At 72.5% G+C, this 15,792-nt stretch carries 13 protein-coding genes; 3 read left to right on the forward strand and 10 right to left on the reverse strand.

Going from position 1 to position 15,792, the window contains the following annotated elements:
• Positions 1–3: 3 nt before the first annotated feature.
• Both ACZ63E_RS16670 and ACZ63E_RS16675 read left to right on the forward strand, forming a co-directional pair.
• Positions 4–270 carry a hypothetical protein gene (locus ACZ63E_RS16670; RefSeq protein ID WP_465336855.1) on the forward strand — a complete coding sequence of 89 codons (267 nt, stop codon included), beginning with the start codon at positions 4–6 and terminating at the stop codon, positions 268–270.
• A gap of 310 nt (positions 271–580) precedes the next feature.
• Positions 581–1,801 (forward strand): SGNH/GDSL hydrolase family protein, encoded by a 1,221-nt coding sequence (locus ACZ63E_RS16675; protein ID WP_465336856.1) that lies wholly within the window; start codon positions 581–583, stop codon positions 1,799–1,801.
• On the opposite strand, the gene ACZ63E_RS16680 is transcribed toward ACZ63E_RS16675, so the two are convergent.
• The 9 genes from ACZ63E_RS16680 to ACZ63E_RS16720 form a co-directional block, all read right to left on the reverse strand.
• On the reverse strand, positions 1,787–3,061 hold the full coding sequence (locus tag ACZ63E_RS16680) for an MFS transporter (protein WP_465336857.1): 1,275 nt from the start codon (positions 3,059–3,061) through the stop codon (positions 1,787–1,789). The two genes, ACZ63E_RS16675 and ACZ63E_RS16680, sit on opposite strands and share 15 nt — an antisense overlap.
• Positions 3,058–3,594 (reverse strand): GNAT family N-acetyltransferase, encoded by a 537-nt coding sequence (locus ACZ63E_RS16685; RefSeq protein WP_465336859.1) that lies wholly within the window; start codon positions 3,592–3,594, stop codon positions 3,058–3,060. Before ACZ63E_RS16685 ends, ACZ63E_RS16680 begins: the two co-directional genes overlap by 4 nt.
• 51 nt (positions 3,595–3,645) lie before the next feature.
• Positions 3,646–8,667 carry an RHS repeat-associated core domain-containing protein gene (locus tag ACZ63E_RS16690; RefSeq protein ID WP_465336860.1) on the reverse strand — a complete coding sequence of 1,674 codons (5,022 nt, stop codon included), beginning with the start codon at positions 8,665–8,667 and terminating at the stop codon, positions 3,646–3,648.
• 34 nt (positions 8,668–8,701) lie between these two features.
• Positions 8,702–9,241 (reverse strand): YbaB/EbfC family nucleoid-associated protein, encoded by a 540-nt coding sequence (locus tag ACZ63E_RS16695; RefSeq protein WP_465336861.1) that lies wholly within the window; start codon positions 9,239–9,241, stop codon positions 8,702–8,704.
• Entirely contained in the window at positions 9,238–9,582 is a 345-nt protein-coding gene (locus ACZ63E_RS16700) for a type VII secretion target (RefSeq protein WP_465312437.1), read from the reverse strand. The genes ACZ63E_RS16695 and ACZ63E_RS16700 overlap by 4 nt, the downstream gene beginning before the upstream one ends.
• Positions 9,583–9,586: 4 nt before the next feature.
• Complete coding sequence (locus tag ACZ63E_RS16705) at positions 9,587–11,569, reverse strand: hypothetical protein (protein WP_465336862.1); 1,983 nt, start codon at positions 11,567–11,569, stop codon at positions 9,587–9,589.
• 8 nt (positions 11,570–11,577) lie between these two features.
• Entirely contained in the window at positions 11,578–12,045 is a 468-nt protein-coding gene (locus ACZ63E_RS16710) for a hypothetical protein (protein ID WP_465312439.1), read from the reverse strand.
• 19 nt (positions 12,046–12,064) lie between these two features.
• Positions 12,065–12,907, reverse strand: a complete 843-nt coding sequence (locus ACZ63E_RS16715) for an ESX secretion-associated protein EspG (RefSeq protein WP_465336863.1) — start codon at positions 12,905–12,907, stop codon at positions 12,065–12,067.
• A gap of 164 nt (positions 12,908–13,071) precedes the next feature.
• Positions 13,072–13,995 carry a 2-dehydropantoate 2-reductase gene (locus ACZ63E_RS16720; protein WP_465336864.1) on the reverse strand — a complete coding sequence of 308 codons (924 nt, stop codon included), beginning with the start codon at positions 13,993–13,995 and terminating at the stop codon, positions 13,072–13,074.
• A 101-nt stretch (positions 13,996–14,096) separates the two neighbouring features.
• On the opposite strand from ACZ63E_RS16720, the gene ACZ63E_RS16725 reads away from it, so the two are divergent.
• Positions 14,097–15,020 carry a hypothetical protein gene (locus ACZ63E_RS16725; protein ID WP_465336865.1) on the forward strand — a complete coding sequence of 308 codons (924 nt, stop codon included), beginning with the start codon at positions 14,097–14,099 and terminating at the stop codon, positions 15,018–15,020.
• Here ACZ63E_RS16725 and ACZ63E_RS16730 read toward each other — a convergent pair whose 3' ends face one another.
• The gene (locus tag ACZ63E_RS16730) at positions 15,021–15,704 is read right to left on the reverse strand and encodes a flavin reductase family protein (RefSeq protein ID WP_465336866.1); all 684 of its coding nucleotides are present in this window, start codon (positions 15,702–15,704) and stop codon (positions 15,021–15,023) included.
• Positions 15,705–15,792: the final 88 nt, after the last annotated feature.

A 15,792-nucleotide genomic window follows, 5' to 3' on the forward strand; every position in this document is an offset into this window, starting at 1 on the left:
CCCATGTCCACCCTTCCGAGCGCGCTCAGCCGCCGGGCGATCGCCATGCTCAAAGCCGTCGCCGAAGGCCGCGCCGAGCTCCGCTGCAGCTGCGAACCCGACCTCCGCGTCGACGGGCTTTCGTCCTGCGACCAGAACACCGCCCACGACCTCGCCCGCGCCGGGCTCGTGCGGCCCACGACGATCGTCGCCCCCGGTCAGTGGGCGCCCGCCGAACTGACCGAAGCCGGCCACCTCGCGGTGGGCGGCGGGTTCCCCGCCGCGGCGTGAGCCGGAGACCGCGCCGGCCAGAAACCTCCGCGCCGCGCTGAACCACCCCGCTCCGATGACCGTGCTCTGGGTGAGGGCGTCTCGCACACGCCCTCCGGAGTCACCACGACGCAACGATCCGGCCAGCCTCCGCCTGATCGGGACCGGGCGGCTCCGGCGAGCGGCCGTCGCGGCAACGGCCACCTCGCGCGGGCCCGTCCGGCATCCCCAGAATCCCGGACGGGCCCGCCCCTCGCTGTCCGGGATCTTGTCCACCTCGCTCACCTGATCAGCGGTCCCTCGGTCATCGCAACCACGCCACCGTGAGTACATGCGACGCTTCCTCGCCGTGAGCGCGGCTGTCCTGACGGGGTTCGGCATCCTGACGACGTCCGGCAGCGCGAATCCGGAAAGCGCCTTCCCGGTCGTCGCCGAGCACGCCGTGGGCGGCTGGGTCGGCACGTGGGCCGCGGCGCCCGCCTCCGCCGTCGCCAACACCCCGGACGGCTACCCGGGTTTCTCGATCCGCAACGTCGTGCACACGAGCGCCGGCGGCAGCCGGACCCGCGTCCACCTCTCCAACGCCTTCGGCGCCTCCCCGCTGACCTTCGGGCACGTCACCATCGCGGTGCAGGGCGCCGGCGCGGACGCGGTGCCGGGCACCCTGCGGTCGCTGACGTTCGGCGGCGCGGCGAGCGTTGTCGTGCCGGCCGGCGGCGAAGCGCTGAGCGACGCTGTCGGCCTGCGAGTGCCCGCCGACACGAACCTGCTCGTCACCACCTACGTGCCCACCAAGTCCGGGCCGGTGACCTACCACCCGGCCGCGACGCAGACGTCGTACTTCACCCGCGCGGGGGACTTCGCCGGCAGCGAGTCAGGCGCGCCCTACACCGAGCAGACGTCGGTCTGGCACTACGTTTCCGGCGTCGACGTCCAAGGCGGGGCCGAGGCCTCGATCGTGACGCTCGGCGACTCGATCACCGACGGCGTCGGCTCGGCCTCCGGCGCGAACCACCGCTGGCCGGACTACCTCGCCGACCGCCTGCACGGCCGATTCGGCGTCCTCAACGCGGGCATCAGCGCCAACCGGCTGCTGCTCGACGTGCCCGGCTCCGGCGCCGGCCAGAACGCCTTGTCCCGCTTCGACCGCGACGTGCTGAGCGTCGGCGGGGTGCGGACGCTGATCGTGCTGGAAGGCATCAACGACATCCAGCAGGACCCGCACCAGACCGACCCGAACGCGATCACCTCGGCCTACCGCCAGCTGGTGGCGCAGGCGCACGCGCGCGGCATCCGCGTTCTCGGCGGCACGCTCACGCCGTTCAAGGGCTGGGGCGTCTACGACGAAACCCTCGAAGCCACCCGGACCGCGGTGAACACGTTCATCCGCACCAGCGGGGTGTTCGACGGCGTCGTCGACTTCGACGCCGCCGTCCGCGACCCCGCCGACCCGCTGCGGATGCTGCCGGCCTACGACTCCGGCGACCACCTCCACCCCGGCGACGCCGGGTACGAGCGGATGGCCGCCGCGATCCGGCTAGACCGGCTGTGAGCGCGGGATGAACAGCACCGCCACCAAGCTGAGCACCGCCACGGCGACGAGGTAGAGCGACACCGAAAACGAGGTCCCCGTGGAGGTCTGCAACGCCGTCGCGATCAGCGGCGCGAACCCGCCGCCGAGGACCGCGCCGACCGCGTAGGAGAACGACGCGCCGCTGTAGCGGTACCGCGGCTCGAACAGCTCCGCGAACAACGCCGACTGCGGCCCGTACGTCGCGCCGAGGCCGACGTTCAGCACCACCACGGCCACGATCAGCCAGACCGCGGCCTTAGTGTCCACCAGCAGGAAGAACGGGATCGGCCAGACGACCAGCAGCACCGACCCGGCCAGGTACACCGGCTTGCGGCCGGCCCGGTCCGACCACGCGGCCGTGACCAGGATGCTCACCAGCCACGTCACGCTGCCCACGATCACCACCACCAGCAACGTGGTGCGGTCGATCTTCAGCACCGAAGTGCCGTAGGACAGCAGGTAGGCCAGGAAGATGTAGCCGATCGCCGTGTTCGCGATGAAGCTCCCGGACGCCACCAGCAGCGCGCGCGGGCGTTCGCGGAAGACGTCGACCATCGGCCGGCTGCTGCGCGCCTCGGACTCCCGCAGCCGCGCGAACACCGGCGACTCCTCGATCCGCAGCCGGATCACCAGGCCGACCCCGACGAGCACGATGCTCGCCAGGAACGGCACCCGCCAGCCCCACGCCGCGAACTGGGCGTCGGTCATGGTGCGGCCGAGGACGAAGAAGAACAGCTGCGCCAGGATCAACCCCGCGGGCACGCCGATCTGCGAGAACGCGCCGTACCGCCCGCGGTGCCCCTCCGGCGCGTGCTCGACGGCCATCAGCGCCGCGCCGCCCCACTCGCCGCCCGCGCTCAGGCCCTGCAGCAGCCGCAGCACCAGCAGCAGGATCGGGGCCCAGACCCCGATCGCCGAGTACGTCGGCAGCAGGCCGACCCCGACGGTCGCCACCCCCATGAGGAGCAGCGACAGCACCAGCATCGCCTTCCGGCCCACGCGGTCACCGAAGTGGCCCCAGAGGATTCCGCCGACCGGCCGCGCCAGGAACCCGACGCCGAGCGTCGCGAACGCCGCGAGGGTGCCCGACGCGGGCGAGAGGGTCGTGAAGAAGAGCTTGCCGAACACGAGCGCCGTCGCCGTGCTGTAGATGAAGTAGTCGTACCACTCGATCGTGGTCCCGATCGCGCTCGCCACGGCGACCCGCCGCAGCTGTCGTGCCGCGACCGGGGTGCTCACGAGCCGGCCAGCGCCGGGACGAGGTCTTCGGCCAGCAGGTCCATCAGCAGCCCGTCGTGCCAGTTGCCGTCCGGACCACGCTCGTAGGAGCGCATCGTGCCGACCGGCCGGAAGCCGAGCGACTGGTAGAGCTGGATCGCGGACTTGTTGTCCGCCGCCGGGTCGATCACCACCCGGTGGTGCCCGCGCACGGTGAACAGGTGCTCGGCCAGCGTCCGGATCGCGTCCGAGCCGAGACCCCGGTGCTGGAAGTCCGGGTGCACGGCGATGTCGATCCCGGCGTGCCGGTACTGCGGGTCGGCCTCCTCGAAGGCGAGTTCGATGCCCACGACGACGTCGTCGTGTTCGATGGCGTAGGTCGTGGTGCCGTCGTCGGGGTCCAGCAGATAGGACACCTGGGCGGCCACGGGCTCCTCGGCGTCGGCCCACCAGCGGGCGACTTCGGGATGCGACAGGATCTCCTCGAACCGGGCGGCGTCCGAGGCTGCGGCGGGCCGCAGCCGGACACGGCTTCCGGTGATCAGGCCGGTCATCGGCCCAGTGTCGACCCCCGGAAGCCGTCTGTCGAGACGCACTGCCCGTCGCTAGTCCAGGTTCATCGGGCTCCCTGGCTGGATCGGGGGCAGCTGCGGCGGGTCGAAGTCACCCCGCTCCAGCCGGGCCCAGTCCTCCGGCGTCGGGTCCCGGTAGTAGCGCTGCCAGACATCGTCGCCCGCCGGCCAGTTGCCGGTGCGGGCCGCGTTGCGCGCTTCGTGCAGCTCGAACGCGTCGGCGTCGGTCAGCGGCCGGGTGGTGACGTGGCCGGTGCCCGGCACGTTCGCACCACCGTCCGGGACGGCCGCGCCCGGACGCGGGTTGTACCGCATCCCTTCGCCGCCGGCGTGGACGTCGTTGACCATCTGGTGGTACGAGTCGTCGGCCATGTCCATCCGGTTCCGGATGGTCGGGTCGGCGTGGTTGCCCTGGAAACCCGGCTGGTGCGCGTACCCGAGCTGGTTGAGCTGGACGGCGGTGTTCGGGTCGTTGTTCTCGATCGCGGCCCGCTGGTCCCGCCGGTAGGTGGGCGCGTTCCACCCCGAGTCGTGCACGGCGTGGCTGGTGCCGGTGCCCGGGTGGGCGCGGTGCGCGCCGTGCTCCTCGTAATACGCCCACGCGTTGTTCTCGAGGTCCCGGCCGTCCTTGCGGGCGACCTTGCCGGGCGCGCCGTTGTCGTTCAGGACGTCGAAGCCCGCCGTGTGCTCGGACTGGTGGGTCGAGTTGCCGTCGATCTTGGAGCCGAACTTGTTCTCCAGCCGCTTGCGCTCGAAGTCCTTGTCGCCGTAGGTGCCTTCCGGGTACTTGTGCGCCCGGCGCTTGCCCTTGTTGATCCCGCCGTTCGGCTTGCTGTACGGGTGGAACCGGTCCGGCTTCTTCCCGCCGCCACCGCCGCCCGCGCCCGCCGCCGAGCACGGGGTCGCCTTCGCGAGCCCTAGCGGGTCGATCATGGCGGTCGGGTTGCCGACGTAGGCCAGCGAATCCGGGTCCGGCGTCAGCCCCAGCGGGTCGTGCGAGACGAACCGTCCGCTCTCCGGGTCGTAGTAACGGTGCAGGTTGTAGTGCAGCCCGGTCTCCGGGTCGTGGTACTGCCCGGGGAACCGCAGCGGGGTGCCGGCCTGGCCGCCCGTGGACACCATCGCACCCCACAGCGCCGTGTGCTGGTGCCCGGCCAGCGCGCCGGTCTCGTCGAGCAGCTCCGCGGGCGAGCCGACCAGGTCGGTCAGCACGGCGTGGAACCGGTCGGCGCCGTCGCCGAGCACGCGCTCGGTCTGTGCGAGCGGACGCTCGGCATCCGGCGCCCAGTCCCAGACAGTCGCCACGAGCGGCCCGCCTGGGGTGCCGTGCACCTGCTCGGCGAGCGACGTGCCGTCCCAGGCGAACTCGATCTGCTCGACGACAGCTCCCGCCGCGTCCAGCCGTTGTTTCGCGATCCGCCGTCCCACCGCGTCGTATCGGTACTGCCACGTGACACCTTCGGGCGTGCGGACGGCCGTGAGCCGGTTCTCCGCACTCCAGCGATAATCCCAGTGCAGCCCGCCGCGTTCCCGCGCCACGACGCGGCCTTCGGTGTCGTGGGTGTAGCGGGTGGCGCCCGCCGCCGTGAGCAACGTGCCGCGGTACCCGCGCGGGCCGCTCGCCTCGGGGGCCCCCGGCCAGTCGGCGGTGGTGATCGCGCCCGAGACGTCGTAGGCGTAGCTCTCCTGCCAGCGGGCGCCGCGGACGGCGAGCACCCGGCCGCCCGGGCTGACCTCGAGGCTGCGCGGGCCGGAGATCAGGTCGGTCACCGTGGCGAGGTGGCCGTCGGGCAGGTAACCGTATTCCCGGTGCTGCACGGTGGCTTCGCCGCGGCGCACGGTCTGCGCCGCCAGCTGGCCCGCCGGCGTCCAGGCCTGCTGGAGCTCCGCGGCGACGCCGTACCGGGTGACCAGCCGGCGCGCGATCTCCTGCCCGGCCGCGTCGTAGCCGAACTGCAGCGTGCGCCCGCCAGTGGCCAGCGACGTCGCGCGGCCGCGGGCGTCGTAGGCGAACACCGCTTCGGCGCCGGTCGGCGTGCGCCGATGGGTCCGGCGGCCGAGCGCGTCGTAGGCCGACAGCACGGCCCGGCCGTTGACCGACTCGCTGACCACCCGGCCCAGCGCGTCGTAGGCGAAGCGGACCTCGCTGTGGGCGTTGCGGGCGATGGTGACGCGGTCGGCCGCGTCGTAGGCGAATTCGGCGACCTCGTCGCCGCTGCGGCGCCGGACCACCCGGCCGAGCGCGTCGCGCTCGAACGCGATGGTCTGGCCGGCGCCGTTGCTGCGCAGCACGAGCCGGCCCGCCACGTCGTAGGCGTAGTCGAGCGCCCGGCCGTTGTAGTCGACCTCCCGCACGAGCCGGCCCGCGAGGTCGTACTCGTAGCGCCAGACCAGCCCGGCTTCGTTCGTCACCGAGATCAGCCGCAGCTCGGTGTCGTAGCCGTAGCGCAGGACGCCACCGTCCGGTCCTTGCTCGGCGACCGGCAGGTCGAACTGCGCGTACTCGATCCGGCTGACCCCGCCGCGCGGATCGGTCCGCTCGTCGGTGTTGCCGAGGGCCACCGAGCCGAAGCGGTGCACGGCACCGTCCGGGTCGACCTGCTCGACGAGGTCGCCCGCCGCGTTGTGCACGGTGCGGGTCGTGGCGCCGGTCGGATCGGTGACGCCCGCGAGCCGGCCGAGACCGTCGTAGGTGTAGCGGGTGACCGAGCCGTCCGGCGCGGTGATCGCGGTCGGCAGCCCGGCCGCGTTCGACTCGAACCGGGTGACGCCGCCGAGGGCGTCGGTCACCGTGGCCATCGTGCCGGTGGACTCGTCGTAGGTGTAGTTCGTCGCGGCGCCCGTCGGATCGATGTCCCGGGCCAGCCGGCCGCGCTCGTCGTGCTCGTAGCGCCAGACGGCGCCGTCCGGCCCGGTCACCGTGGCGGGCCGGCCGCCCTCGTCGTACTCGGTGGCCATCCGGGTGCCGTCGGCCCGGATCACCGTCGTGATGTTGCCGGCGGCGTCGCGCTCCCAGCGGGTGACGTGCCCCAGCTCGTCGGTCCGGGCGACCTCCCGGCCGAAGGCGTCCAGCTCGGTGCTGGTGCTGTTGCCGAGCGCGTCGGTCCGGCCGACGACCCGCAGCCGCTCGTCGAGGCGGTAGCGCGTGACGGCGCCGAGCGAGTCGGTGACCGAGGTGAGCCCGGGTTCGTAGGTCAGCGTGGCGTCGAGGTAGCCCTCGGCGCCGCGGGCCTGGACGCAACGGCCTCGCGCGTCGTAGTGGTAGCCGTACCAGCGGCCGTTGACGTCTTCCCAGCGGATGATCCGGCCGTCGGCGTCGTAGCGGAACCGCTGCGGGGTCCCGGCCGCGTCGGTGACCTCGACCAGGCGGCGGCGCTCGTCGTAGCGGTATTCGGCGAGCGGGACCGGCTCCCCGGCCACGCGCACCGCCGTGATCAGCCCGCCGGCCGAGTCGAACTCGAGCCGGTAGCCCCCGGAGTGCTCGACCGCCACCGGCACGCCGTCGCGGTGCTGCACGACGACCCGGTTGCCCGCCCCGTCGACCATCGCGCGCAGCGGCAGGGTGGTCTCGCCGGCCTCGGCGGCGAAGTACCGCATCCGGTCGCTCTGCGGCGACCCGACGACGAAGCCGTGCCGGACCCGGCGCAGCGCCAGGTACGGGCCCTGCTCCGGCAGCACCGGCTCCATGCCGCGGGGCACCGGGTAGCGCAGCAGCAACCCGTCGGCCAGGGCCAGGTGCAGGCCGTCCGGCTCGACCTCGATCCGTTCGTCCACTGTGGACGTCCACGTGGAACCGAAGAACCGGCCGGCGCGGTAGCTCGACAGGTGCGTCCGGCCGAGCTCGAGCGGCAGCGCACCGGGCAGCAGGACGTCCGTCTGCTCGAGCAGCACGGCGCCGGTGGCGACGTCGATGGGGTCGCCGCACAGCGACCGGTCGGCGGCCGGGGTGGTGTGCTCGGACGGGTTCGGGTTGTTGTCCTTGACCTTCGGCGGCGCCTCGGGCCCCTTCCCCGCGCCCGACGGCGTGGTGCTGCCGTCGGGGCTCTTGGGTGCCGGGGACGGCGTCGGGTCGGGGTTCTTCGGAGTCTCGTCCGGTCCCTTCGACGCCGGGGGCGGGTCGCTCTTGGGCGGCGGGTCGCCCTTGGCTCCGGAGGCGTGGGTGCTGTCGTCGGGGCCCTTCGAGGCGGGCGGCGGGTCGGTCTTCGGCGGCGGCGCGTCGGGTCCGCCCTTGCCCTTCGGCCCGTCCAGGCCCTTCGGGTTGCCGTTGATGTCCGCGTGCTTCGGCGTCGGAGCGGCCTTGCCCGGCTTGATGTTCTTCAACGCCTTCGCCGCATCCGAGAACAGGTCCCCGGCGCGCTTGAGCAGCGGGATCAGTGCCTTCAGCGCCGTGACCAGCCGCTTCACCAGGTCGGCGATCTTCGATGCGGTCTTCGCGACCGCGCCGATCACCTGCGGCACGACCCAGGTCAACCCGATGCCCAAGGTGAACAGCACCTGCAACGCCCACGAGATCAGGTGCCCAACCAGCTCGGCGATGATGTCCCGCACCAACGCCCGCACCGCCGCGACCACCTCACCGGCGGTCTTCACCCCACTGGACGCACCCTCACAACCCTTCTGCGCGGTCTCCAGCAACGTCACGGTGTCCTGGGCACGCTGACGATAAGTGTCAGCCGCGTTCCCGGTCCACGACACTGTGTCGGCCTTGACCATGCCGGTGAGGTCTTCGCCGATGCTGCCCAGCTCGGTCGCGACGTTCTTCCACGTCTCCGACTGCGCCGCGATTTCGTCGGCGTTGCCGGTGAGGCCGTTCAACGCCTCCTTGAGCGGGCCGACGTGCTCCATCAACCAGCCCACCCCGGCGGCCAGGATCGCCCCGAACGGATCCATCGCCATCGACAGGGCGTCCAGCGCGGTGCCGACCGCGCCCATCGCGACCGAAGCCCAGTCGCCACTCTCGATGGCCGACTTCAGGTCGTTCGCCGACTCCAGCAGCGAAATCCCCGAGTACGCCTTCGTCGAGTCCTTTGTCTCCGCGACCAGCGGGTTGCTCACTTCAAAGCCTTCCTGCCAGCCTCGGACGGCCGGTTCACCAGGGGTTGTTGTCCTGCTCGTCCGGGTCCGCGGGACCCCCACGCCGCGGCGGCGAGGCCGGTGGTGCCGCGGCGCCGCCGGCGGGCGGCGGCGTGGGCGGCAAGTCCGCGGGCGGCTGCTCGTCCGGCTCCTCGGGGTCCGGGAACCGGCCGCGCAGGTTGTCGAGCAGCGCCGTGCGGGTCTCCTGGTCCTCGGTGCCGAGGTGCGCGGTCATCACACCCGCCACCTTGTCGGCGATGCCGGCCTGGGCCTTGTGCATCGTCGCCAGGATCGTCCGCGACAGCTCTTCCAGCGGGAAGGACTTGATCTTGTTGCTGAAGGTCAGGTCCATGACGGTGCCGTCCGCGCCGACGGTGACGTTGACCGCGCCGTCGCTGCTGCTCGCCGTGAGCCGCAGCCCTTCGGTCTCGGCCTGCGCCGCCTGGTACCGCTCCGCCTTCGCCGCGAACCCGGCCGCCCAGTCGTCCATCCGGCGAATCGTCTCGTCCGGATCCCGCATCAGGTCCCCCAGCCCGTTGGTGCCCGGGCTTGTCATGCCTTCACCTTTTCTTCCGCCGTGCGCGGCGAAGCCGAGAGCTGACGCTCGAACGGCTGCGCGTTGCCTTCTTCACCGTCGCGATAGGACTGCGCGGCCGTGCGGACGTTGTCCGACAGCCCCTGCACGCCTTCGATCGACGCGTTCAGGGTGTCCTTCGCCTGCTCCCCCGTCGGCCGGATGATCGGCGGGAGGAACGCGCACAGCAGCCCGTACGCGTGGTCCGACATCGCCGTGTCCGCCGCCGAAACCGCCGTGTTCAGCCGGTCGATCAGGCTGTCCACGTGACTCGCGTGCGCAACCAGGTCGTCCGGCTCGACTTCGAAGCCGCCCGCCGTCATGCGCTCACTTCCAATCCTGGTTCTTCCAGTCGCCGATCACCGGGGGCGCCACGGCCTCTTCACCCGCGAAGAAGTTCGGGTCGTCGCTCTCGAGGTAGGCCGCCGACTTGTGTTCCTTGTCGTCTTCCTTCTTACCGCCCTTGGCGCCGGCGCCCATGCCGCCCATGCCGGGCTGGCCCGCCGCGCCGGCCGCACCGCGCCCGGACATCGCGTTGCGCGCTGCCGCCGCTTCGGCCTCCGCGGCCGCGCCGGACGCGGCACCACCGCTGAGGTTGCCGACGCCGCGCCCGCTCGCCCCGCCGGCCCCGGCGCCGCCGGTGCCGCCGCCGATCCCCCCGAGGGAACCGCCGCCGCCCGCGCCGCCACCGCCGATGCCGCCGAGCCGGCTCGCGATGCTCTCGCCGTTGATCCCGCCGCCGCGGCCGATGGTCGGCAGCTTGCCGCCGCCGACCCCGCCCGTGCCGCCGATCCCGCCGGTGCCGGTGGGCAGCCCGGTGATCGGGTCGATGCCCGGCGGGGTGAAGCCCGGGATCGGGCTGCCGCCGCGGATGCCGCCGGTGCCGCCGCCCGGGATGTCCGGGATGGGGATGTTCGGCGGGGTGTACCCGCTGCCGCCAGGCCCGCCGCCGCCCGGGATGCCCGAGGGCGAGAAACCGGACGTCGTCGTCGTGTCGCTGGGGTGCGGGATCGACGAGCCGGGGATGCCGGCGCCGGAGAAGCTGCCGCCGCCGGGCGTGTTCGGCATGTCGAAGTTCGGCGGGGTGAAGCCGCCGCCACCGGCGCCCGAGCCACCCGCGCCGCCCCCGCCCGAGGCGGCGGGGATGCCCGCGCCCGAGAACCCGGAACCGCCCGGGCCACCGGCTCCGGAACCGCCCGCGCCCGAACCGTCGCCGGGGATGCCGCTACCGGAGAAGCCGGAGCCGCCGGCTCCCGACCCGCCGCCGGGAATGCCCGCACCGGGGCCGCCGGCGCCCGAGCCACCGGGGCCGTTCACCCCGTCGAGGCCGGCCGCGGAACCGTCGGTCGCCGAGGCCCGGTCCATCGCGGTGCGCGCCATCAGCGGCTCGGCGCCGCCGGAGCCCGCCCCGCCCGAGCCACGGGCCATGCTGTCGCGGTTGGTCGCGGTGGCGGACGGCAGCTTCGGCGGAGCCGGGAACCGCGGCGTCGCGACCGCGCCGCCGATGGTCTCGTCGTACTGCGTCATGATCTGTGCCGCGTGGTCACGCGCGGCCGTCTGCGCCCGGTAGGTCTGCATGGCCTCGCCGGCCGCCGCCGCATACTGCACCGGGTCGGTCATCGACATCAGGCGCTGGTTGGTGCTCTGCAGGTCGAACTGCACCGGCGGGTTGGCCGCCATCTGCCGCTGGGTCTCGTTGAGCGTCTGCGAGTGGATCTCCTGCTGGCGCCCGGCCAGCGTCGCGCCCTGCGCGGTCGCGCCCAGCCACTTGCCGACCCCGGCGAGGTGCTCGCGGACGGCGTCGCCGGCGTCACCCTGCCAGTTGCTGGTGCTCGCGTTGATCGCGTCACCGAGGTTCTTCTGGTGCGTGCCCAGGTCGTTGCCGACGCGCACCCACTCTTCCGAGGTCTCCGCGACGGTCGCCGGGTTGGCGTCCTTCGTGATGGCCTCGTTCATCTGCTCGTGGCTGGCGTTGGCCCACAGGGTCTTCGGCGCGCCGCCGTTCTCGCGCATGGTCAGGCCCTCGTCGAGCCCGTGCTTCGCGTCGTCAAGGTGCTGCTCGTACAGCTCCTGGATCTTCTTGTCGCGCAGCACCGGGTCGACGGCCGGGCCGAGCCAGCCGGCCCGGATCTCGTCGTCGATCTGCTTGGTCGCCATCTCGCGGATCTCGTCACCCGAGGGCGACTTGTCCGTGGTCAGCGGCCCGACGTAGTACTTCGACGACGAATCGGCCGTCACGTCGTAGAGCGGGCTGCGCGGGTTGTAGTCCGGGGACGAGGGGTCCGACACGGACTCGGCGGTGGCTGCCACGGTCTCCCTCAGCTCTGGTCGGCGGTCGGGAGCGCGACGATCTTCGCCTGCGTGTCCTCTTCCCGCGACTTGTAGTTCTGCTTGGCCAGCTTGATGGCTTCGATGTAGGTCGGGAACTCCTGCCGGGCCGCCTGCAGCTGCGTGACCAGGCCGTTCTCGTCGGCGGCGGTGCTGACCATGTGCGCGGAGACCCACTGCCCGGTCGCGGTGCGGCTCATCGCCGGCGCGTCGTGCAGGCGCTGCAGGTTGGCCCAGCGCTGCTCGAGCGACTCCAGCACGCCCTCGAGGGCCTCGATCAGCTTGTTGCCCGTGGTGTCGTCGATGGCGAAGCCGCCGCTCTGGGCGAGCCGCTTCAGCTGCGCACCGGCGAGGCCGATCCGGACCGCGGCCAGCGCCTTCGTCTCGGGCGTCGTCGCGGACTGCAGCTGCATCGTCGCTTGGAGAGCCTGGGCGGTCGCCTCGGTCTCTTCCGTCATCAGGGCTGTTCCTTCCCGGTCAGTAGACCGCGGCGATCGCGCGGCGGATGGCGCGGGCGAGGTCGGCCCGCCCGGCCGGTGCGTACTCCGCCGTCAGTTCCCCGGCCTCGCCGGTGGTGGTGTGCACGAGGTAGCGGCCGTCGGCGGTGTCGAGCCAGCTCAGCGGCTCACCCGCGACCCGCTCCCCGTGCCGGCCCTGCGCGGTGACGGCGATGTGGCCGCCGCCCAGCCGCGGCTCGGCGAGCACCCGCTCGAGCACCGCGACGTCGGACTGCTTGGGAGCCGGCGGACGGCGGCCCGGCCGCACGACGGCCTTGACCTCGATCATGCCGAAGGCGTCGGTCTCTTCCTCGTCGAACTCCGCGTCCGCGATCCGCTTGGCCGTCATCGCCGAGACCTCGCGCCCGGCGGCGCGGTGCACGACGTGCTTGCCGGTGGTCGCGGCCGGGGCCGGCGGCAAAACTCCGGTGACCACCTCGACCAGCTCCTCGTCCGCGAAGAGCGAGAACAGCAGGTCGTCGGTGTCCGGGGCCTGGGTGACGCCGAGCGCCTGGGCGCCGTCGGTGACCACGAGCACGGCGACGTCGGCGCCGAGGCCGTCGATCCCGCTCACGGCGACCGAAACACGGGGCGCGGCGAGCAGCTCGAACGCCGTCCGCACCCCCGGGTGCAGCTCGCCCGAAACCGAAAGCCGGCGCTCCTCGAGCGCGTCGTAGACCTGACGCGCGACCCCGACGAACCGCACCGGGTCGGCCGGGAGGTTCCCGGCGCGCAACGGGTACCGCCGGACGTCGCCACCGGTCGCCCGACCGACGACGAGGGCTTCGACGACCCCGAGGACGAACTCGAACCTGTCCGCCATTTCCCCTCGCTGCTTCTTGTGCGAACCCAAGCGGTCAAACCCTCAAGCAACTCTCTTGACGAAGATTAGCAGTGCCGCATGTCCGCGCGTCGGCACCGCCACCCGGGTGCCCGAAAGACCACGATCCCCGGGACTGTGCGGGCAAAGCGCCCTCCGTGACCAGCTCACCCGATGCGGTGCTGGTGCACCCGCAGCTGCAGGGTGACCAGGTCCAACAGGGGCACCGCGACGTCCCGCTCACGGGCACGCGCGGTGAGGTCTCCGAAGATCTGCTCTCCCTCGACCGGGTGACCGCCCAGCAGGTCGCGGTACAACGAAGAACCACCCGTCCCGGGATCGGTGACGATCCGGCGCGTGGCCTCGAGCTCCCCGGCGGGCACGGGGTACCCGGCGGCTTCGGCGACCACGGCCGCTTCGGCCACGACGGCCTCGGCGAACTCCCGGCCGCCGGGCACGGCGACGACGTCGCCGGTGGTGCCCCGCATCAGGCTGTTCACGGCGCCGATCGCCGCGATGAACACCCATTTCGCCCACATCGACCCGGTGATCCGCTCGTCGAGCGCGGCCGGGAAACCGGCGTCGCGCAGGGCGGCGTCGACGTCGGCGAGCCGGGCCGGCGCGGGCTCGGTCCGGGCGCCGTAGGCCAGGTTCTGCAGCGGCCCGAGCCGCCGGATGGCGCCGTCGTCGTCGAGGGTGGTCTGCACCTTGGCGACCCCGCCGAGCACGGCGGCCTTCCCGAACCGCGCGTCGAGGACGTCGAGGTGCGCGAGTCCGTTGAGGAACGGCAGGATCAGCGTCTCCGGGCCGACCGCGGGGGCGAAATCGTCGATGGCCGAGGTCAGACCGGTTGCCTTGACAGCAAGGAGAACGAGGTCGTAGGTCTCCTCCAGCGAGCCGGTTTCGACGAGGGCCGGTTCCAGCACGGTGTCTTCCCCGAGGCCGGTGATCCGCAGGCCGCGTTCCCGCAGCAGTTTCGCCCGCGCCGGCCGCACCAGGAAGGTGACGTCCCGGCCCGCCCGCAGCAGCCGTCCGCCGAAGTACCCGCCGGTCGCACCGGCGCCCACCACCAGGATCCGCAAGTCGCTCACGACGCGAAGGTACGCCGCGGCCACAACGTCCCCACAGCAAGACACAGCAAACGGACAGCTGAAAACGGGGCCGATCGCCGCTCGCGAGGCGTTGACCAGGCATGGGAAGACGGATCGGCTGGGTGCTCGCGGGCGCCGGCCTGACGGTGGCGGCACTGACGGCGGGACTCCTGGTGGCGACCAGCGGGCGTGAAGTCACCCCGGCGGCCGCCACGGCGTCGCCACCCACGCCGTCGCCCCCACCGGCCACTTCTCCCCCGCCGACCTCGTCCACCGCTCCCTACCCGGACCTTTCCTCGGTGGCGTCCGACGTCTCGGACGCGGTGACGTCGGCGTCACGCGGCACGACCGTGGGGTTCGTGCTGTACGACCGCCGGTCCGGCAAGGTGCTGGCGTCCCAGGACGCGGACGAGCCGTACTACACCGCGTCGGTGGTCAAGCTCCTGATCGCGATCGACGAGGTCCACGACGACGAGACGGGCGCGTGGGCCCTCCCGGACGCCGACGACGTCGAGGACCTGACGGACATGCTGGCGGGCAGCAACGACGCGATCGCCTCCGCGTTCTGGGAGCGGAACGGCGGCACCGGCATCGTCACCCGCACGGCGGCCCTGATCGGGCTGTCGAACACCACACCGCCCACGGATCCGACACAGTGGGGAATGGCGAAGACGACCGCGTCGGACGTGGTGGCGGTGTACTCGTACCTCGAGGACGTGGTGCCCGACGAGGTGGCTTCCCCGCTGCTGGCGGCGTTGGCCGACGCCCGGAACCCCGCCGACGACGGCTGGGACCAGTACTTCGGGATTCCGGACGGCCTGCCGGGGACGTCGTGGCAGATCAAGCAGGGGTGGATGATTCTGCGCAACGCGCTGGTGCTGAACACGACCGGGGTGGTGGGCGGGCGGTTCGTGGTGGTGTTGCTGACCCAGCAGCCGTTGGTGAGCTCGGCCAAGGGGCGTGCGGCGGTGACGGCGGGGATCACGACGCTGGGGCCGGTGCTTTCCCAGCTGACCGCGGCGTGACTAAACGGCCCGGGCCCGCTCGATGTCCGGGCCCCGGTACATCCGCTCGGGAATCCGGGCCAGCGTCGACGGGTGCACCTGGGGCCCCAGCCCGTAAAGCTTCTGGAAGCTCATGATGAGCGGCCGCCAGGCGTCGGGGTCGATGCGGTCGGCGTGCCCGTCCAGCCGGACGGAGTCGTGCACGAACACCCGCTGGACCCGGACCTCGATGGCGACGATGCCGCCCTTCTGCCGGGGATCGTCGTCGGCCACGGGATGCACGGCCTCGACCACGGCCTCCATCACAACCGGACACTCGGCGACCCGAGGCGGGACAACGGTCTCGGAAGGCACCGGGGTCAGCCCGGCCCGCGAGAACTTGTCGGCGACGTGGAAGTATCCGCGCTGCTGCTTGCCGGCGGGCACCGGATCGGACCCGGTGGTCAGCGCGAGCCGGTCGACCGCCCCGGCGAGCGCGTCCGAAGGCAGGTTGAGCACGCACTCCCGGGTGCGCAGGAGGTTCTGGGCGGTCTTGGACCGCGCCCCGAGCCCGAGCATCGCCCGCCAGCCGAGCCAGAACGCCGACGACATCGGGGCCAGGTTGGGCGAGCCGTCCTCGTTGGTGCTGGAAATGAGCACCACCGGGGTGCCGAAATAGAGGATTCCGGGCTCGATGGCCGTGTGCGCAAGGGTTTCCGTCTTCACGACACCGAGTGTGCCGTCCCCGGAACACCCCACGCTGGCGGGAATCGGCCGTCGCGATCACCGGCGGGAGCACCGGTGATCGCGACGT

The sequence above is a fragment of the Amycolatopsis sp. NPDC104819 genome, from assembly GCF_055583145.1.

What these genes read in the sequence shown, in the direction of transcription:
- ACZ63E_RS16670 (WP_465336855.1), top strand. Translation starts at nt 4, where the DNA reads ATGTCCACCCTTCCGAGCGCGCTCAGCCGCCGGGCGATCGCCATGCTC.
- ACZ63E_RS16675 (WP_465336856.1), top strand. Translation starts at nt 581, where the DNA reads ATGCGACGCTTCCTCGCCGTGAGCGCGGCTGTCCTGACGGGGTTCGGC.
- ACZ63E_RS16685 (WP_465336859.1), bottom strand. Translation starts at nt 3,594, where the DNA reads ATGACCGGCCTGATCACCGGAAGCCGTGTCCGGCTGCGGCCCGCCGCA.
- ACZ63E_RS16695 (WP_465336861.1), bottom strand. Translation starts at nt 9,241, where the DNA reads ATGACAAGCCCGGGCACCAACGGGCTGGGGGACCTGATGCGGGATCCG.
- ACZ63E_RS16700 (WP_465312437.1), bottom strand. Translation starts at nt 9,582, where the DNA reads ATGACGGCGGGCGGCTTCGAAGTCGAGCCGGACGACCTGGTTGCGCAC.
- ACZ63E_RS16710 (WP_465312439.1), bottom strand. Translation starts at nt 12,045, where the DNA reads ATGACGGAAGAGACCGAGGCGACCGCCCAGGCTCTCCAAGCGACGATG.
- ACZ63E_RS16715 (WP_465336863.1), bottom strand. Translation starts at nt 12,907, where the DNA reads ATGGCGGACAGGTTCGAGTTCGTCCTCGGGGTCGTCGAAGCCCTCGTC.
- ACZ63E_RS16725 (WP_465336865.1), top strand. Translation starts at nt 14,097, where the DNA reads ATGGGAAGACGGATCGGCTGGGTGCTCGCGGGCGCCGGCCTGACGGTG.